The organism is Micromonospora sp. CPCC 205561 (genome assembly GCF_036906775.1).
Classification (GTDB): Bacteria; Actinomycetota; Actinomycetes; order Mycobacteriales; family Micromonosporaceae; genus Micromonospora.
On sequence record NZ_JBAKHV010000002.1, the window covers coordinates 39,278 to 56,401 of the forward strand.

At 69.2% G+C, this 17,124-nt stretch carries 18 protein-coding genes and 4 pseudogenes; 7 read left to right on the forward strand and 15 right to left on the reverse strand.

Features of this window, described 5'->3' with window-relative positions:
* Positions 1-201 precede the first annotated feature (201 nt).
* Positions 202-1,215: a potassium channel family protein gene (locus tag V6V16_RS02365; protein ID WP_334559069.1), complete on the reverse strand. Its 1,014-nt coding sequence runs from the start codon at positions 1,213-1,215 to the stop codon at positions 202-204.
* Between the two features lie 199 nt (positions 1,216-1,414).
* Here V6V16_RS02365 and V6V16_RS02370 point away from each other — a divergent pair, with 199 nt between their 5' ends.
* The 3 genes from V6V16_RS02370 to V6V16_RS02380 all read left to right on the forward strand — a co-directional run bounded on the left by V6V16_RS02370 (position 1,415) and on the right by V6V16_RS02380 (position 3,718).
* On the forward strand, positions 1,415-1,912 hold the full coding sequence (locus tag V6V16_RS02370; protein ID WP_334559071.1) for a helix-turn-helix domain-containing protein: 498 nt from the start codon (positions 1,415-1,417) through the stop codon (positions 1,910-1,912).
* A gap of 140 nt (positions 1,913-2,052) precedes the next feature.
* Positions 2,053-2,652, forward strand: coding sequence for a ClpP family protease (locus V6V16_RS02375; RefSeq protein ID WP_334559072.1), 600 nt, complete (start codon positions 2,053-2,055; stop codon positions 2,650-2,652).
* A 400-nt stretch (positions 2,653-3,052) separates the two neighbouring features.
* A complete protein-coding gene (locus V6V16_RS02380; protein ID WP_334559074.1) occupies positions 3,053-3,718 on the forward strand; it encodes a class I SAM-dependent DNA methyltransferase in 666 nt (221 codons plus the stop codon).
* 15 nt (positions 3,719-3,733) lie between these two features.
* Here V6V16_RS02380 and V6V16_RS02385 read toward each other — a convergent pair whose 3' ends face one another.
* Both V6V16_RS02385 and V6V16_RS02390 read right to left on the reverse strand, forming a co-directional pair.
* Positions 3,734-4,711: a zinc-binding dehydrogenase gene (locus V6V16_RS02385; RefSeq protein ID WP_334559076.1), complete on the reverse strand. Its 978-nt coding sequence runs from the start codon at positions 4,709-4,711 to the stop codon at positions 3,734-3,736.
* A 187-nt stretch (positions 4,712-4,898) separates the two neighbouring features.
* Positions 4,899-5,042 (reverse strand): annotated as a pseudogene (locus tag V6V16_RS02390) (ATP-binding cassette domain-containing protein); the annotation flags it as partial.
* A 44-nt stretch (positions 5,043-5,086) separates the two neighbouring features.
* Here V6V16_RS02390 and V6V16_RS27835 point away from each other — a divergent pair.
* Positions 5,087-5,230 (forward strand): annotated as a pseudogene (locus tag V6V16_RS27835) (helix-turn-helix domain-containing protein); the annotation flags it as partial.
* A gap of 54 nt (positions 5,231-5,284) precedes the next feature.
* Here the strand turns inward: V6V16_RS27835 and V6V16_RS02395 are convergent.
* The gene (locus V6V16_RS02395; RefSeq protein WP_334559077.1) at positions 5,285-5,782 is read right to left on the reverse strand and encodes a hypothetical protein; all 498 of its coding nucleotides are present in this window, start codon (positions 5,780-5,782) and stop codon (positions 5,285-5,287) included.
* 374 nt (positions 5,783-6,156) lie between these two features.
* Here V6V16_RS02395 and V6V16_RS02400 point away from each other — a divergent pair, with 374 nt between their 5' ends.
* The 3 genes from V6V16_RS02400 to V6V16_RS02410 all read left to right on the forward strand — a co-directional run bounded on the left by V6V16_RS02400 (position 6,157) and on the right by V6V16_RS02410 (position 8,320).
* Positions 6,157-6,318 carry a hypothetical protein gene (locus V6V16_RS02400; protein ID WP_334559078.1) on the forward strand — a complete coding sequence of 54 codons (162 nt, stop codon included), beginning with the start codon at positions 6,157-6,159 and terminating at the stop codon, positions 6,316-6,318.
* A 264-nt stretch (positions 6,319-6,582) separates the two neighbouring features.
* A complete protein-coding gene (locus V6V16_RS02405; RefSeq protein WP_334559079.1) occupies positions 6,583-7,146 on the forward strand; it encodes a dihydrofolate reductase family protein in 564 nt (187 codons plus the stop codon).
* A gap of 646 nt (positions 7,147-7,792) precedes the next feature.
* Entirely contained in the window at positions 7,793-8,320 is a 528-nt protein-coding gene (locus V6V16_RS02410; RefSeq protein WP_334559080.1) for a hypothetical protein, read from the forward strand.
* A gap of 133 nt (positions 8,321-8,453) precedes the next feature.
* Here V6V16_RS02410 and V6V16_RS02415 read toward each other — a convergent pair whose 3' ends face one another.
* From V6V16_RS02415 to V6V16_RS02465, 11 genes and pseudogenes are all read right to left on the reverse strand, one after another.
* Positions 8,454-8,867 carry a hypothetical protein gene (locus V6V16_RS02415; RefSeq protein WP_334559081.1) on the reverse strand — a complete coding sequence of 138 codons (414 nt, stop codon included), beginning with the start codon at positions 8,865-8,867 and terminating at the stop codon, positions 8,454-8,456.
* 695 nt (positions 8,868-9,562) lie between these two features.
* Positions 9,563-9,825: pseudogene (locus V6V16_RS02420) on the reverse strand (IS5/IS1182 family transposase); the annotation flags it as partial.
* Between the two features lie 165 nt (positions 9,826-9,990).
* Positions 9,991-11,463 carry an ABC transporter permease subunit gene (locus tag V6V16_RS02425; protein ID WP_334559082.1) on the reverse strand — a complete coding sequence of 491 codons (1,473 nt, stop codon included), beginning with the start codon at positions 11,461-11,463 and terminating at the stop codon, positions 9,991-9,993.
* A gap of 11 nt (positions 11,464-11,474) precedes the next feature.
* Entirely contained in the window at positions 11,475-12,158 is a 684-nt protein-coding gene (locus tag V6V16_RS02430; protein ID WP_334559084.1) for an ATP-binding cassette domain-containing protein, read from the reverse strand.
* Positions 12,158-13,072: a phosphate/phosphite/phosphonate ABC transporter substrate-binding protein gene (locus tag V6V16_RS02435; RefSeq protein WP_334559086.1), complete on the reverse strand. Its 915-nt coding sequence runs from the start codon at positions 13,070-13,072 to the stop codon at positions 12,158-12,160. Before V6V16_RS02435 ends, V6V16_RS02430 begins: the two co-directional genes overlap by 1 nt.
* Position 13,073: 1 nt before the next feature.
* On the reverse strand, positions 13,074-13,568 hold the full coding sequence (locus V6V16_RS02440) for a hypothetical protein (RefSeq protein ID WP_334559087.1): 495 nt from the start codon (positions 13,566-13,568) through the stop codon (positions 13,074-13,076).
* Positions 13,569-13,571: 3 nt separating this feature from the next.
* Complete coding sequence (locus V6V16_RS02445; RefSeq protein ID WP_334559088.1) at positions 13,572-14,216, reverse strand: hypothetical protein; 645 nt, start codon at positions 14,214-14,216, stop codon at positions 13,572-13,574.
* Positions 14,217-14,220: 4 nt separating this feature from the next.
* Positions 14,221-14,814 (reverse strand): hypothetical protein, encoded by a 594-nt coding sequence (locus V6V16_RS02450; RefSeq protein ID WP_334559090.1) that lies wholly within the window; start codon positions 14,812-14,814, stop codon positions 14,221-14,223.
* Positions 14,811-15,410 carry an NUDIX hydrolase gene (locus V6V16_RS02455; RefSeq protein WP_334559092.1) on the reverse strand — a complete coding sequence of 200 codons (600 nt, stop codon included), beginning with the start codon at positions 15,408-15,410 and terminating at the stop codon, positions 14,811-14,813. The genes V6V16_RS02450 and V6V16_RS02455 overlap by 4 nt, the downstream gene beginning before the upstream one ends.
* 440 nt (positions 15,411-15,850) lie before the next feature.
* A complete protein-coding gene (locus tag V6V16_RS02460) occupies positions 15,851-16,159 on the reverse strand; it encodes a hypothetical protein (protein WP_334559094.1) in 309 nt (102 codons plus the stop codon).
* A 240-nt stretch (positions 16,160-16,399) separates the two neighbouring features.
* Positions 16,400-16,585 (reverse strand): annotated as a pseudogene (locus V6V16_RS02465) (IS256 family transposase); the annotation flags it as partial.
* Positions 16,586-17,124: the final 539 nt, after the last annotated feature.

Here is a 17,124-nt window from a genome sequence, read left to right on the forward strand (position 1 = left end):
CGACAAACGACGGCCGGGGCGTCTGCCCCCGCGCGAAAGATGTTGCCCCCGTCGCCTGAGCCAGTGACGGTGCGTCGACTGCGGTCGATGGTGGCACCCACTGGCAATTCCAAGCCGTCAAACGGTAGCAAGCATCCCGGGGCAGAGATAGATCCGTTGAGAGGATTCTCGGTCAGCCCAAGGGCCTGGCCAGGGCGCCGGTCAGGTGGTGCCGGTCGACTGGGGACGGTCGTCGCGTACGTGCACCAGCATGTCGCCGGTCTCGATGACCGCGCCGGCCCGGTCGGCCAGCGTCACCACCTTGCCCCGCCGCACCAGGGCGATGACCAGCGATTCCAGCTCCCTCGGCGACCTGCCCACCTCGGCCCGCTCGGCGGAGCGCATCGCCAGCGCCATGCCCTGGCCGGGAGTGAGCAGGTCCTCCACCACGTCGATCAGGGGCGGGGCCGAGGTGGACAGACCGAGCAGCCGACCGGCGGTGGCCGACGAGACGATCACGTGGTGGGCGCCGCTCTGCTTGAGCAGCGGGGCGTTCTCGGCCTCCCGGGCGGCGGCGATGATCCGCACCTGGCCGGCGGTGAGCTGCCGTACGGTCAGCGCCACCAGGACGGAGGCGTCGTCGCTGTCCGTCGCGATGATCACCGCTTTGGCGTTGCGTACGTGCGCCTCGTTGAGCACCGACGAGCGGGTCGCCGAGCCCTCGATCGCCACCAGGCCGGCCGAGGTGGCCTGCCGCAGGGCCGGGCCGCTGCGCTCCACCACCACGATGCGCGACTTGTCCAGCCCGTTCTCCAGCAGGGCGGAGACCGCGCTGCGGCCCTTCGTGCCGTAGCCGCAGATGATGACGTGGTCCTTCACGGCTCTCCTCCACCGCGACAGGCGGCGCCCGGTGCGGTACTGCTCGGTCAGCACTTCGAGGGTGGTGCCGACCAGGATGATCAGGAATAGGACCCGGGCCGGCGTGATGTAGACGACGTTGATCAGCCGGGCGGTCTGGCTGACCGGGGTGATGTCGCCGTAGCCGGTGGTCGAGAGGGTGACCACCGCGTAGTAGAAGCAGTCGAGGAGGGTGAGGTTGTCCTCGTTCACGTCGCGGTAGCCGTCGCGGTCCAGGTAGACCACGGCGACGGTCGCGAAGACCAGGCCGACGGCGGCGGCCAGCCGGAGGCTGAGCGCGCTCAGGGGGCCCCGTCGCTGCGCGGGAAAGTGGATCACGGGAGGGCCTGCCCCGGCCCCGTCGTCGCCTGCACGACCACAACATAGCGGCCTGCGCCGTTCCCGCACGGCGAGGGCGCGAAGACCGGTGCCCGAGCCCGGCATCCGGCACGACTCGCGGCCGGCGGCCGACCCGCGCGCCCGGCAGGGGGCATGATGGGGGTGTCCCCCGGACGACGAGCCCGAGAGTGAGGCCGGCATGTCGTTGCTGCGACGAGTGATCGGCGGCGTGCTGCGCCGGCTCCGGCTGCGGCAGGGCCGCACGCTGCGTGAGGTGGCCGAGGCCGCCGGGGTGTCGGTCCCCTACCTCTCCGAGGTCGAACGCGGCCGCAAGGAGGCCTCCTCGGAGGTCCTCGCGGCGATCTGCCGGGCCCTGGGCATCCGCCTCTCCGACCTGTTGGAGGAGGCCCGCGACGACCTTCGCCGGGTGGAGCCGCGCGTCCCGGCCGCGCCCCGGGCCGGCCTGGCCCGGCTGGAGCGGGCCGAGACCGGCCGCCCCGGCGCCGCCGCCACCGGCCTGCGCGTCGGCCCCCGGGCCGCCGGTCCGCTGCCGCACCTGAGGTCCCGGGCGGAGGGCCCGACCCTCCGGGTCGGGCGACCCGCCTCCGCCGCGGGCGCTCGCCCCGGTCCGCGTACCCGGGTGGCGCTCGGCTGCGGGCGGGCACGGGCGGGCACGCGGGCGCTGACCGTCGTCTAGGCCGGCCGGTTCTGCCGTAGGCGGATCTGCCGCCGGCAGAATCGCTACGCCCGCGCGCCCCGCTCCCCCCAGGCTGGAGGGGCCGGTCCCCCGGGCGTCCTCCGCGGTCGCCCGCCGGCACGGCCAGGAGGGCGGACGCGATGATCGGTCTCGACGTGCGGATGTTGGACGGTGGGCAGCCGTCCTTCGGCGACCAGGTGTTCGAGCGGTTGCTGAAGGAGCGGATCATCTTCCTCGGCACCGAGGTGACCGACGCCTCGGCCAACCAGATCTGTGCCCAGATGCTGCTGCTCGCCGCCGAGGACCCGGAGCGGGACATCGTCCTCTACATCAACTCGCCGGGCGGCTCGGTGAGCGCGGGGATGGCGGTCTACGACACGATGCGGTTCGTCCGCAACGACGTCGCCACGGTGGCGCTCGGCTTCGCCGGCTCGATGGGGCAGTTCCTGCTCTGCGCGGGCACCGCCGGCAAGCGCTACGCGCTGCCCCACTCGCGGATCATGATGCACCAGCCGTCGGGCGGGATGGGCGGCACCGCCGCCGACATCACCATCCAGGCGGAGAACATGCTGCACGTGAAGCGGACCATGCAGGAGCTGATCGCCCGGCACAGCGGGCGCAGCCTGGAGGAGATCCAGCGGGACTGGGACCGCGACCGGTGGTTCACGGCCGAGGAGGCCCGCGAGTACGGCCTGATCGACCGGGTGGTCACGAAGGCCGAGCAGCTGCCGGGGAGCTGACGCGCCCGGGCCGCGACGGGGGCGGTCCGGGCGGTGGCGCGCGACGGCGCCCGGCGTTGGTCCCGCCGGCGCCGTCGCGTCCGGGTGCGTGCGACGCGCGGGGCGGGAGAGGCGACACGGGCGCCGGACGCGCCCCCTCGATCCCGCGTCCGACCCCCGGTACGCGATGGCCGCCGTGGTGCTGGCCGTCGATACGCGGAGCCTATTCCCAACGATGGGAATTCGCGCGGAGGGCGGGCGCAGCGTCTTGGCCGCCGCTCTCGTTACATCCGGCCGCCGCTCCCCTCCGCACGCGGACGTCCACCTGCGAGCGCCTCGACGACGGTCCAACCGCGACGGCACCCGGCCGGCCCCCGCCGGCGCCGGGACGCTCCCCCGGCGCCCGGTAACGTGCCGGGTCGTGAGCGAATCGGAACACCTCCGCGAGACCCGGGCCGCCTACGACGCCGTGGCCGTCGACTACGCCGAGCGGTTCAAGGACGAGATGGCCGGCAGCCCGTGGGACCGGGCCGTCCTCGCCGGCTTCGCCGACCTCGTGCGCGCTGCCGGGAACGGGCCCGTCGCCGACGTCGGCTGCGGCCCCGGCCGGGTCACCGGGCACCTGCACACCCTCGGCCTGGACGCCTTCGGCATCGACCTCTCCCCCCGGATGGTCGAGACGGCCCGGCGGGCCCACCCCCACCTGCGCTTCGAGGTGGGGACGATGCCCGACCTGGAGCTGCCGGACGCCGCCCTCGGCGGCGTCGTCGCCTGGTACTCGACCATCCACGTCCCGGACGAGCTCCTCCCGGCCACCTTCGCCGGCTTCCGCCGGGCGCTGGCGCCCGGCGGTCACCTGGTCCTGGCCTTCCAGGTCGGCGACGAGCCGCTGCACCTGACCGAGGCCCTCGGCCACCCGGTCTCACTCTGCTTCCGGCGCCGGCGACCGGACCGGGTCGCCGAACTGCTGACCGACGCGGGGCTGGAGGTCCGCGTCCGGCTGGAGCGCGAAGCCGAGGCGTACGCCAGCGGCGGTCGGGAGCGCACGCCGCAGGCGTACCTGGTGGCCCGCCGCCCGGCGGACTGAGACCCCTGCTCCCGGTCACCGCCGCACGGTCAGCACCACCCTGCCGAACGCCCGGCGCGCCTCCAGATCGGCGTGCGCGGCGGCGGCCTCGGCCAGCGGATAGGTCGAGACCAGCGGCCGCCACCAGCCGCGCCCGGCCGGCTCCAGCGAGCGTGCGGCCAGCGCCGGGATGCCACCGGGCAGGGCGCGCATCCGCTGCCCCAGCCAGCCGACGGTCAGACCGCGGGAGACGAGGTCGTCGGTGCCGATCCGGGTCGCCTCGCCGGACGACCACCCGAACATCGCGAAGCGGGACCCCGGCCTCGTCAGCTCCAGGGCCGCCCGGCCCACCGCGCCGCCCACGCCGTCGTAGACCAGGCTCAGGCCGCCGACGCGCTCCCGTACCGTCCCGGTCCAGTCCGGGCGGCCGTAGTCCAGCACGAGGTCCGCGCCCAGCTCGGCGAGCTTCGCCGTCCGGTCGGCGCCGCGCGCCGCCGCCACCACGGTCGCGCCGGTCGTCCGCGCGGCCTGGGCCAGCAGCCAGCCGACCCCACCCGCCGCCGACGGCACGAAGACGACGTCGTCCGCCGCCGGCCGTTCCAGGTCGAAGACCCCGAGGGCGGTACGGCCCGTGCCGACCGCGGCCACCGCCTCTACGTCGGTCAGGTCCGGCGGTACGGCGAACAGCGACCCGACGTCGGTGACGGCCTGCTCGGCGTACCCGCCCGGCACCATGCCCAGGTGCGCGACGACCCGCCGGCCCCGCCAGGACCCGTCGACGCCCTCACCCACCTCGTCGACGACGCCGGCGACCTCCCGGCCCGGGACGGTGGGCAGCTCCGGCAACGGGAACGGCCCGCCCGCCCCGCCCCGGCGCAGGGTCGTGTCGAGCAGGTGCACGCCGCTGGCCGACACCGCGATCCGGACCTGGCCGGGGCCGAGCGACAGGTCGGGCAGATCGTCGAGGACCAGATTTCCGGGGGGACCGAACTCGTGGAGCCGAATCGCACGCATGCCACCATCCGACAACCTCAACCGAGGTTGACGTCAACACGCTTCCGGCTCAGACGGTCGGCACCACCATCGGGGTACCGGTGACCGGGTTCGGCATCACCACGCACGGCAGGCCGAAGACCTCCCGCATGAGGTCGGCGTCCACCACGTCGGCCGGTGGCCCCTGCGCGACGAGGCCCTGGGGCAGGAAGCCGACCTGCCTGGCGAACCGCTTCGGCCGGTGCTCGGCGACGTCCCGGCCGTCGAGGCGGACCGCCCCCGAAGACGGCGGGAGCAGCCGGACGAACGCCTTCAGCAGCGTCGGCTTCCCGCAGGCGTCGGGCCCGACGATCGCCGTGAACCGCCGTCCGGCACGGCCAGGCTCACCCGCAGACGCTGCAACGCGACTTCGCCCGCGAGTTCGGCATGTCCTACTCCCAGTGGCGGACCAGGCTGCGCCTGCGGGCGTCGCTGGCGCTGCTGGAGACCCGGCCGGTCGGCGAGGTCGTCCACCGCATCGGCTACGCGAGCCCGCCCGCCTTCATCGCCGCCCCGCTAGGTGGCGGGTGGCGCTCGCGCCGGCCCGCGCCAGCGTCAGAAGTTGACCTTGACTCCGGCCGCCTTGCAGGCGGCGGTGATGCTCGCGCCGGCCTTCTCGAAGGCCGGGTTCTCGGCGGCGGTCAGCGGGTCCGCGGCCGCCGCGGCCTTGGACGCCTCCGCGCTGAACGCCTCGACCACGGTGGCCACCTTGCCGTCGCCACCGCCGGCGACCGCCGCGGTGAGCTTCTGGCTGAGCTCGGTCAGAACGTCCTTGTAGGCGGCCGCCTCGCCGGACGTCATGGCCTTGACCAGCTTCGGCCGCATCTCGCTGTCGGCCTTCTTGACGGACTCGCAGAGCTCCTTGTCGCTGGCGCCACCCGCCGGGGCCGACGAGGACGGCATCGCGGAGGCGGAGGCGGCCGCCGAGGAGGCGGGCACGGAGGCGGAGGGCGTGGAGCCGGCCGTGGTCGCGCTCTCCTCCCCACCGCAGGCGGTGAGAGCCAGCACGGAGAGAGAAATCAACGCGACGAAGGTGGCACGAAGACGATTCACGGGCGCGGACGTTAGCCGATGCAACACCGTTTGATCAATTCCGATCCCGACCGGTGATCGAGGCAACCCCGACGGCGAGCGTCCCGCGTCAGCCCTTCATGCCCTTTGATCCATCCGCCAGCTTGGCCGGCCGGCGCGGCCGCTCGCGGGGCCGCCTTGGTGAGTAGCGCCCGCACTCCGGCATCGTGCTCTGGCTACTCTCGCTCCATAGCCGAGGACTTCACGATCGAGCTGACCACGACCAGGCCCTGGTGCTCTCTCCGATCGGCTTGACAAGGCGATCGGTACTGAGAGGTTCGATGCCATCGTTGACGAGGACATCGCCGGTCTGGTCGGCGTTGCACCGCATCAGCGGCACTCTGGACAAGTCGCTCGTGGAGATCTTCACGCCGGACTACACGGCACGCCTGGACGCCGCCCGCACGCGTCTCCTCACGGACCTCGGGGACTATTTCGTGCAGGAACGACAGGTGCGTCGGCACGCGAGGCACCACGACAGCGGCTACGAGGATGACCGTGACGAGTCCGGAGCTTGACCGGAACAGCGGGCGCGACCTGGGAAACCCTCCCGCAATCGATTCTTCGCCGCGGGTAAGTGCCTCGACCAATGCCGCGAGTGACCGTGGTTCATCCGCGCTAACGGCACGCCAATGGCACGAACCAAGGTGGTACGGGACAGGCGGCCTGGAAGTCTTGAGCGAGGGCCAGGAGCCGGTCGGTATGAACAGATTGCGCGCCGGTCAGTTTTCTCCGCTCCACTGGTCTAGTCTTCCGAGACCGACTGACGGAAGGCATGCGCTGTGCGGAAACTGATCTACGGCATGAACCTGTCCCTGGACGGCTACATTTCCGCGCCCGGCGACGACCTCGGTTGGAGCGAGCCGAGCGATGAGCTGTTCCAGTGGTGGCTCGATCAGGAGCGGGCGATCAGCCTGTTTCTGTATGGGCGCCGGCTGTGGGAGACCATGAGCGCCTACTGGCCGACCGGCGACCAGCAGCCGGACGCCACCCCGGCGCAGATCGAGTTCGCGCGGAACTGGCGGGACACGCCGAAGGTGGTGTTCTCCTCGACGATCGACAAGGTCGACTGGAACGCTCGCTTGGTCACCGGCGACGCGATCGCCGAGATCACCCGGCTCAGGGCCGAGGACGGCGGGCCGATGAGGGTCGGTGGCGCAACGCTCGCCGGGGCGGCCATGCGGGCCGGGCTGATCGACGAGTACGAGATCGTCACCCATCCCGTCCTCGTGGGCGGCGGCAAACCGTTCTTCAGTGCGCTGGACGGCTGGGTGAACCTGAACGTGGTCGAGACGCGGACGTTTCCCGGCGGCGTGATTCTTACCAGGTACGAGACGAAGCGCTGAGCGCGATTCCTTCACGAGGAGCTCGTCTGCGGGAGCGGCAGCATGCCCCCGGAGCAAGGTCGAGCCTTCGCAGCGATGAGGTGTGACTCGCATTCCTCCCCTCACCCGGATAGATGCCGAGACCAGGCTGCCCCTGCGCGATGACCTGGCTCCCCCGGCCTGACCATGAGTAGCGGACAGGATGACCACCTCGGCCAACGACGGGACCGGCGACTACCGACGATCTACGGCTGCCACGAGCCGGAACATCTCCGCCCGGAAGGTCACGGAAGCGCGCGGAGTGCCGATCCCGCCGGAACTGGTGACGATGCTGCGGGCGCACATCGAGCGGAGCCGCCCGTCGGCGCCGACGGGCGGCTGTTCCGCATCGACCGGGGCAACGTGGTGGCGTCGTCGGCGTACTCCGGGGTCTGGGACGAGGCGCGGACGCTGAGCCTGACCCCGGACCGGGCGGCGTCCCCTGGCCGGGCGGCCCTACGACCTAATGCACGGCTGGGGCATCGCTCTGGCTCAACGCCGGGCTGCCGGCGCCCGAGGTCGGGCAGCGGGCCGGGCACTCGGTCGGCGCGCTACTCCAGGTGTACGCGGAGTGCCTCGACGGGGACCGCAGCAGGATGAACGAGCGCATCGACGCGACGCTGAGCTCATGTACGTCCAGAGCCCGTGCCAGGATCGCGACGTGCTCCGATCCGTTGAAGTCACCACCGTCCTCGCCCTCCCCTCGTCCTCCCACAACCTCCACTGGCGGGGCCGGCTCGAGCTGAGCCTCGACTGCTTTGTCTGCGAACGCAGCGGTCGCACCACGCTCTTCGAGGTGGGCGCGGATCGAGCCATCTGCTCAGGTGATCGCGAGTTCGGCCAGCATTACTCCGCCGGCCGCGTCGCGACCTTCGACCACAGCGAAGAACGCGAACAGACCAGTCTGCGTGCGGTGATCGACTACTGGTGGGCGCCCTTCCACGACGCTAAGCGGGATGAGCCTGGCGCTGCCCTCACCCGAGCGCCCTGGGTTCGGCTCCACCTGGGCTACTACTGTCCCGAGACGGAGAAGGCGGGCGAGTTCGACACCCAGACCAACGTCGTCCGACCTTCGTCTGGATCCTGTCGGCACTGCTCGACGCCGCTCATGGTGAGCCGGGAGGTACCGCAACTCCGGCTTCTGGCGGGTCGCTGATGATCACGAGGGCGGCATCTGGCTGCGTAGTTCGATCGATCGACGCGATGACGGCTGCTCACCCTTCCTCACGTCCAGACAGAGTGATCCTCACGTCCCGAGGACACGCCCACCATCATTCCGTCAGGAGTTGTCAGACGCCGGCCGGGCTGCCGGCGTCAGCCGGCGGGTCGGTGCGACCCCGGGCCTGCCGGGCCCGCCAGGAGCTCTCGACCAGCGCCACGACGAGTAGCCAGATCCCCATCCCCAGGCCGACCCAGATGCGTCGCATCGGAGCGAACGCTTCGGCGTCCCTGGCCCAGTCCCGCTCTCCGAGGTAGACGACGGTCATCCTCTCCCCGACCCCGGGAGTCCCCTTCCAGGCCCACAGTTCCGTCTCGTGCCCCGAGGCGAGCCGGACCCGGACGAGGTCGGAGCGACCGACGTGCCGTGCCCTGACGACCTCGGCCGGCGTGCTGACGCCGTTCGCGCTGAGATAGAGACCCTGGCCGATGGTAACCAGCGCCCAAGTGACCAGCAGCGCACCGCTGAGCACGAGCGCCAGCATCCGCCGTCTCGGGTTGGCGGTGAACGGGCCTGACGTCGACGCAGGCTGAGGGTGCGGGGTGACCATCGCCCCAGCGTGTCACCCACCGGCAACGGGGTGCGGTGGGCCCGGCGGGGAACCGGCGCGGCCACCCCGTTCGAGTAGGACGAGGAGCGGACCCATCGTCACCAGCACGGCTGACCCCTGCCTACAGGGCGTGGAAGCGGGCCGGCACGAGGATCTTCAGCTCAACCGCCCAAGATCATTGCACGCATTTCTGCACATAGGGCTGCAAACGGCGGCTACAGGTGGCATCCGGATGCACAGGTCCACCCATCGACGCGGTGACGTATCCGCAGGTCAGATGGCGTTCTGGCTGATCTTCGAGGTGCCCCCGGCAGGATTCGAACCTGCGACACACGGTTACCAACCGTCACCCTGCCGAGCTTGTCATCGTTGGTCACATCTTGGCGTTGACCTGCGCGAACGGCGTCCTTCATTAATCGCTACTTGTCACTCGTGGTCAATTCTGGGGAGGGTTTTTCGGGGGGTAAATGGGGGCACCCTGCCCGGTGCCATCAGCGAACGGATGCTGGCGCAGGTGGTGCCCTGGGGTGGGGATGCATGGATCGAGGAGCACCTCGTCGTGCGGATTCCGGACCTCGGTACGCGCCAGTCCTGCGCTCCTGGCCCGCACGAGTGCATCTGGGTGCAACGTACGGCTTCTGCTCGGCGACCCGGTCGGTCGGGAGCAGCGTGCCGTCCAGGATCGCGCACACCAGCAGCCGGATGCGTCGCATCGCGGTGTTCAAGTCATCGGCTGCCAAGCAGAGCAGGGCTATCGCCTCCTGGACGTAGCGCCAGGCAGGGGCGACGCCGATCTCGAAGTGAGTTCCCCCGCTTGATAGAGCGTTGGTTACCTGCTGCGGTAAGGTCGGAGCCGGTGAAACGGTGTACGGACTGTTCGCCGACGTCCGCGACGGGCGGACTATCCATTGCGCAGCCCCCTTCGCGCCGGTTGGCGGTCCGCTAGGTGCGAGCCGACGGGATCCCGATCTCGCTGGTCGCGCACCAGGGTGTGTACGTGCTCCGCTGACCGCGGTTCGGATGAACCCAAGTGTTCATCACCGGCACCAGAGCCGACTCAGGGCTGACGTGGCGCCCCCCGGCCGAGCAGTTCGACCATGCCCACCAATAGGCACGCCAGCAGGCCCCCGGCGACCAGGGCCGGCAGCGAGCCTGCGTTGCGTGCCTCGACCAGGAAGTAGCCGAGGCCACCGGCACCAACCGAGCCGATCAAGACGGCATTGCGCAGGTTGTGCTCAATCTGCCAGTACGCGATCGACGTCAACTGCCCGCCGAGCTGGGGGAGCAACCCACTCGTCAAGCTTTGCAGCGGCGACGCGCCCAACGCGCGCAGCGCCTGGTAGGAACTCACGCCTACCGAGTCCACCTCATCCGCGAAGAGCTTCGCCGCGGTAATCGTGCTTAGCACGGCGAGTACGACAGCCCCCGAGCTCCACCCGAAACCCACTGCGGAGATCGCCAGTATGACGAGCAGAACGTCCGGCACCGCCCGGCTCACAGCCAACAGGAGCCGGATTACGTACGGCAGCCAGCGCGGACGGCAGAGCTCCACTGAGGCCGCCAGTCCGATCAGGCTACCGGCAATAATGCCGATCGACGCTGCCGCCAAGGCGCTCGCGACTGTCTCCATCGCTGCCGCCGCGAGTCGCTGTCCCAGGTAGGTCAGCGGCGGTAGATCTATATACGGGAGCGCGAGCGGACGCGATCCAGTAGCCAGGCGGCCCAGACAAAAGAGCCAGCCGAGGACGCCGGTCCCCTGAAGGAACCCGACGGCGTACCGGCGCGCGGTCGGCGGCACCGGAGCGTGGCCGCCGGTTCCAGCCAGGGCCGCGAGCGATTCCAACCCGGCGTGGAAACATAACAACAGCAGGCACAGGCCCCCGACGACGGCGATATCCCCGTACGCGTAGTGCTCCTGCAGGCTGAGTCCGATCCCGCCGGCCCCTGCCACTCCAAGGATCACGACCTTGCGCAGCACCGAGTCGAGCCGCAGCAGGCAGGCCCGGAAGAGCAGCAGGTCGACCGAGGCGGTCAGCACCGCGACGAACGCCACGGCGTGGGTGGCGCCCGCCTGCCGGACCCGCCGGTACGGTTCCCGCTGGTCGTCGGTGACCGTGATGTCGAGTAGTCTGCTCAGCACGCCACCGGTGTAGAGCCCGACACAGATCAGCAGGATTTCCAATCTGGTCCCAAAGAAGAGTTGCAGGCAGAAAAGCACCGCGACTTCGGGGAAGCCGCGAGCCAGGAGGCTGGCGACCGCCGCCGACCACCGGCGTACCGTTGACTCCTCGCGCGGCAGGGCGCGGAACAGGTACAGGAATGTCCCCCACGACACGCCCATGGCCGCAGCGGCCAGCACCGTTGCCACGGTGGCGCCGATCTCCCGCAGCGTGACGCCGTCGAAGGATGGCGGGAACATACCGCCGAGTCGGCGGGTCAGGAACGCTGGCGAGACCTCCGAGGCGACCTTGACGGCGCAGTAGGCGGCGAGGCCGACGCCGACGAGCGCCGGCAGCACGGTGCCCAGCACCCGTCGCACACTCATGCCTCGACGAGCCGGCCACCCACCAGCCGCATACGCCGGGTCGCCCAAACCTCGGCCAGCCGCTCGTCGTGTAGCGCGAGCACGACGGCGCTCCCGCAGGACACAAGGTCATCCAGCAGGCGTAACAGTGCGGTCGCGGACTGCGGATCCAGCGAACTGGTCGGTTCGTCGAGCAGGACCAGTGCCGGACGCTGAAGCAAGGCCCGGCCAACCGCTACCCGCTGCTGCTGGCCACGCGACAGCCGCCCACACCGCACATGGGTGACGTGCGCCAGTCCCAGCCGCGTCAGCAAATCTGCTGCCGCAGCCCGTTCGGCGCGCGGGTAGGTGCGCCAGTGGAACCGAGGCAGGCGGAGACGTCCCAGACAGCCGTGCAGGACATTGGTGATCGCGTACAGGTCCGCCACTAGGGCCGGCTCGTGCGGCACCCAGGCGATCTCCGGCCGGTGCAGGGCCGGGACACGGCTGGAGGCCAGCGGCCCGAAGTAGGTCAGGCCACCTGCGAGCGTGGGGGTCTGCCCCGCCAGGCACGCGAGCACGGTGGACTTGCCGGCCCCGGAGTCGCCGAGCAATGCAATGCGGTCGCCCGCCCGGATCCGCATGGACGTGGCGGTCAGGATCGCCGTGCGGCCGTAGCCCAGAGTGGCGTCACGCAACTCAGCGAGCATTGTGCCCGGCATCAGGAGCACTGTCGGTAACCGGTGCGGCGACAGGCCTCCCGGATGCCGTCAAACGTCGCGTCTTCGGCCGGCGCGAGGCCGGTGACCGACGGATCAGCCGCCAGTCGGCAATCCGCGCTGTCGGTACAGATTCCGAGACTGACGAGACGCTCCACGTTGAAGTCAGTGCGCAGTGCGGTGACCAAGACGTCGCGCACTGCGGGGTCCAAACTGCCGCGAACAACGAGGGGAGCATTCGGGATGGGATCTGAGCGCCACACCACCTCGGTTCCGGAGAGGTCAAACCTGCGGGAGGGGAGCACCCGCTCGTACATCTCGTCCGAAGTGAACGCCACGTCGCAGAGCCCGCGCCGGAGGTCAGTGAGAGCCACGTCGTGCCCGCCGGTGTACGTCACCTCAACCGCACCGTCCGCCGACAGGCCGGCCGAGAGCATCGCCGACCGGGGGATCAGTCCACTGCTGGTGGATAGCGGATCCACTAGGCACACGTGCCGTCCTCGCAGACCGGCGGGCACGTCTATCCGCGCGCCCGACCGGGTCACCGCGACGGACCTGTAGGACGGCTCCCGGCTTCCGCTGCGATAGACGCCCGCTATACGCAGGTCGACACCGCCATGCCTGCCGACCAGGTAGGTGACCGGGCCCAGTTCGGCCACGTCAACCCGGTCCGCCAGTAGTCCCTCGACCGCAGCCTGGTAGTCGACGACCTTGATGATTTCCACCGGCCGACCTGTCGACCGTTCGAGGAGGGCGAGCAGTGCGCGATACGTTTCGCCTAGGGGCCCGGCGTTCTCGCCAGGCACCACGGCAACCCGGATGGCGTTGCCGCCGTGGGCCGAATCGCAGCCGGTACCGGTTCCCGTGAGCAGCAGGAAGCTCACCAGTGCCGCCGTGACACCCCGCATCCGACGCATCTCAGGCCCGCCTGGTTAGGGTGCCGTCACTCTGCCGCCACCAGCGCAGGCCCGCAGCATCCTGGAACACCAGGTCCAGGCCGACCTCAACGTTGTCGCCCACAGGAATATCCCCGGTCACCACGAACGGCAACTCCTCCATGGGCCGCATCAGGGAGATGAAGGTGGTCCGGCGGTGATCTCGTGTCGGCGGCGCAGTTTGACCAGTCCCCGTATCGAGCGCCCGGACGACCACCTGGTACACCGGTTCGCTCGAGGCGTTGAGACAGCGGCCTGCGACCCGTTCCGCAGACCACTGGTCCGGCCAGGCGGAGACCAGCTTCGCCTGGGTACGCGTCGCCTCCTGGCGGCTCTCTTCGGCTTCACGCTCTAACGCGGCGATGCGCTTGCGGTCGCGGAACAGCGTAATGACCGCGATTGTCCAGATGGCTAGGTTGCCGATCGCCTGGGCCCACCCGCCTGCGTCACCCCAGTCGATGTCGTTGCCGTCGATCACGGCTCACCGGAATTCTCGGCGTTGCGCGAGCATGCCGAGTTCTGCGGTGCCCCCGATGGAACCGTCCGGCAGCAGGCGTCTCGCAACGGACCATTTCTCGTCAAAATACTGCCGGAACGGCACGCCTAGCGACCATGTCGTGCCGCAGTGGACGATCAGATGAGGACTTCGCCAGCCCGCCGCGTTCACACCGTCCTCGAGAAGCACGTCGGCTCCGTAGTGTCCGAAGACCATGCGGTCGTTATTGATGAAGACGAGGCGGAACAGCGCCGGATAAGGCATTAGCCGCACCTCGAAGGTCTTGGACCAGCGGCGTAGCAGTGCCGCATACTCCTCCCGTTGCTGCTCGGTCAGGTCGTCCACGACGAGGAACCGAACCCGGCCGCCACGCCGCCACAGGCGTTCAAGTCCCTCGCTAAACCAGGGCTTGGTCCGCCACTTGTTCCCGTGGAAGCCGAAGAAATCGAGAGAGGTATGGGCCTGCGCCATGCATTGTTCGGGGCTCGCGTTGGAGTCCTTCAGAATGGCCGGGGCCTCCTCGATGCCGAAAAGCGCCATTGTTTTGAGAAGCTCGGAGGCGTGGCTAAGTCCTTCGAGGGCGTCCGGAACCTTATCTAGTTTCAGGTTGGCATCACTTTTACCCGGCACCCCGCTACCCCAATCTCGTGACGTGGCACTCTATCGCCTGAACCAGTTCGGCGGCATTGATCAACGGATCACCGCCAGAATTTGCGACGACCATGTCGACCTTCAGTCGCAAGGCCGGCTCGTTGTCGGTCATTCGCACCCGCCACTCGTCACTGTGCCGATTTAGTTCCGGGGAGCGCCGAGACAGCCGCTCGTAACGAACCTCCACCGGCGCGGAGACCAGCACCCGTAGGTAACCGTCGAGCGCCTGCGGCGAAGGACGGATTTTTGCCCCGTCGGCCAGCAGCGCGTCGTTGCCGCCGAGCACCGCGAAGGTGGCATGCAGGCGCTCGAAGGCGTAATGGGCGGCGGCATCGGCACTCAGTTCTTTGCGCCACCGAAGAAGGATGTGGCCGATCCGTTCCAGGTCGTCGAGTTCCTGCTCGGTAACGGAGACGTTCTCCTCCGAAACATCGTCTGCCCTCGGCATTCGGGTGACAAATCGACGCGGGAAAGCGATCTCCGGCGCCCACGAGAAGTGGTCACGTAGCGCCCTCAAAATTGTCGACTTTCCTGCTCCCGAACCCCCTACCAGTACAACACCACGACGCATCATCACCGCCCGTCCATGAGCAGTCGGAGCAGCACCAGGGCACTACGCTCCTCGCTCACCGTGCCGTCCAAGCATGCCTCGATCGTCTCGGCCGGGCTCAACCAGGTGACGGTGATGTCCTCACCCACCTCCGGCTCGGGGCCGTCGGCAAGTTCACGCCAGTCCTCGGCCACGAAATAGTAGAGGTCCCAGTCTACTGTGGCGCCGCAGACGCTGCGGTGCAGGAACAGCATCGAGGCGGCGTCGAGGCCGGCTTCCTCCCGCAACTCGCGCTGGGCCGCCGAGGCTGCGGCCACCTGCAACTTCTCGCCGGTCTGCGTCAATTCATGGTACTCCTGCAGGGTATCGAAGACCTTTCCGCCGGGAAGCCGTAGATCCGCCCGACCCAGTTCGTGGCGCCATTCCCGAGTAAGAAGGACCTGACCGGCCGGATCGCGAACAATGATCCGGGTGCCCGGGGCGCGGCGGACCCTTTCAAAGGTCTTCGGCACGCCCTTTTCCTGCACGTCCAATTCGGTGACTTCGAAAACTCGTCCTTGATAGGCAACCCGCTCCTCGTGAACCACTTGGAATTCGTGCGGTGCCTTCTCCTTAAACTCCACGCTGGGAGGTTGCGGTTGGGGGACTATCATTGACTTCTCTCCCGTCGCAGTGCCGAATGGATCACGCAGATTCCATCGGTCCTCGTCAGCGACAGCCAGTTTACACGTCGGTGCCCGGCCTGCCGAGGTCCAAGATGCTCCTTATAGATGTCAACCCGCGAGTTGAAGATCGTTTGCTGTGATGAGCTGGTAGAGCTCGCGGGCGACGTTGCGCTTTAGGAAGCGGACGATCTCCTTCTTGGACATGCCTTCCTTGGTGCGTCGCTGCATGTAGTCACGGGTGCGTGGGTCCCATCGCAGCCGGACGAGTACGACGCGGTAGAGCGCGGCGTTGGCCTGTCTGCCGCCGCCGCGGTTGAGCCGGTGCCGGGTGGTCTTGCCCGGAGCTGGCCGAGGTCGGAGCGGCTCCAGAGCATGGCGAACGCGGCTTCGAAAGCGAGTCAGTCGTGGTTCTCGCCAGCGCTGACCAACAGCTGCCCGGCGACGTCGGGTCCGACGCCGTTCGCGGCCAGTAGGGCCGGGTTGATGGCGGCGACCAGTGGTTCGAGTAGTTCGTCAAGGTTGGCGATCTCGGTAGACAGGTGCTGGTGGCGGTGGGCCAGCGAGCGAAGCGCGACGGCGACGGCTGGGATGGCCGCGTCGGCTTGCTCGGGTTGCAGATTCGCGCAGGTGGCGATCAGTTGCGTGATGTTCAGGCCGCGCAACTGGGCGCGCAGTTTGTCGAGGGCGGCGACGATCAGGGCCTTCATCTGCCGTTGAGTCTCGGCGCGCTGGTCGACGGCGCTGCGTCGGGCCACCCGCAGGTTGCGTAGGGCCTCGGCCCGCTCGTCGCGCTGCTGGGGGGTACCGGTGCGTTCGCCTACCAGCGCGGCCCGGGGCGGCCTGGATCGCGTCGATCGGATCGGACTTGCCTAGAATCGGCGGGTCTTACGGTCCGGCTGATCGACCTCGATCACCTGCATCTGCTCGTCACGCAGCAGGCCACCAGTCCCGCGCCGAAGGCGCCGGTGCCCTCGACTGCGCCGCCCATACCCGGCGCCGCAGAGCGCGTCGGCCTCGGCGGACATCGCCGCCTGCGCGAACGTCTTAATTATCGCCTGCAACACGTCCGGCGACGCGCCCTCGATCTGCTGGCGCAGCAGGTCAATAGGGTTCACACTTCCCGAGGCGGCCATCCCGTCCTCTCTTCCTTCTCTGGCTTGGTCGTCTTGGAGGATCGACGCGATGGCCGTCTCTCGTCTACGTAACACGTCCATCAGGGGCAAGTCATACACCACTCTCGTGGACGCAACTCCCGGCTCAGCCGGCCGGCGCTTAACTGGGCACCTGGTCATTTCAAGATCCGGATCCCGAGCGGCTCACCCCAGACCGCTGCGCCGTGCCCGGCTCACCACACACAGCTCTTACGGCGGGAAGACGGTGCCAGCCGGCCCCTCACGCTCGACCACTGCGCAACGATGATAAGAGTTGACGACACACGGTTACCGTACGTCACAACCCAGGGCTTGTCATTGACCACCAAAAGTTGTCGTTTACCTGCGCAAACATGGGCCACGGCTTGTCGACGCCTGTCACCGGCGGTCGCCACTTTGCAGGGGCTTTCGGGGGGTAAACGAGGGGTCTATCCGGCACACTGACGCGACGCACATCGGCGTCGTCACGATGGAGGAGGTAGGCGCGTACGCGGTGGACAGCCCGTGCCGGGCGAAGGCCG

Coding starts and splice junctions, on each gene's coding strand:
- V6V16_RS02410 (WP_334559080.1), top strand. CDS start 7,793: ATGTACGTCCAGAGCCCGTGCCAGGATCGCGACGTGCTCCGATCCGTT.
- V6V16_RS02430 (WP_334559084.1), bottom strand. CDS start 12,158: ATGCCGGGCACAATGCTCGCTGAGTTGCGTGACGCCACTCTGGGCTAC.
- V6V16_RS02385 (WP_334559076.1), bottom strand. CDS start 4,711: ATGCGTGCGATTCGGCTCCACGAGTTCGGTCCCCCCGGAAATCTGGTC.
- V6V16_RS02460 (WP_334559094.1), bottom strand. CDS start 16,159: ATGAAGGCCCTGATCGTCGCCGCCCTCGACAAACTGCGCGCCCAGTTG.
- V6V16_RS02435 (WP_334559086.1), bottom strand. CDS start 13,072: ATGCGTCGGATGCGGGGTGTCACGGCGGCACTGGTGAGCTTCCTGCTG.
- V6V16_RS02370 (WP_334559071.1), top strand. CDS start 1,415: ATGTCGTTGCTGCGACGAGTGATCGGCGGCGTGCTGCGCCGGCTCCGG.
- V6V16_RS02415 (WP_334559081.1), bottom strand. CDS start 8,867: ATGCTGGCGCTCGTGCTCAGCGGTGCGCTGCTGGTCACTTGGGCGCTG.
- V6V16_RS02375 (WP_334559072.1), top strand. CDS start 2,053: ATGATCGGTCTCGACGTGCGGATGTTGGACGGTGGGCAGCCGTCCTTC.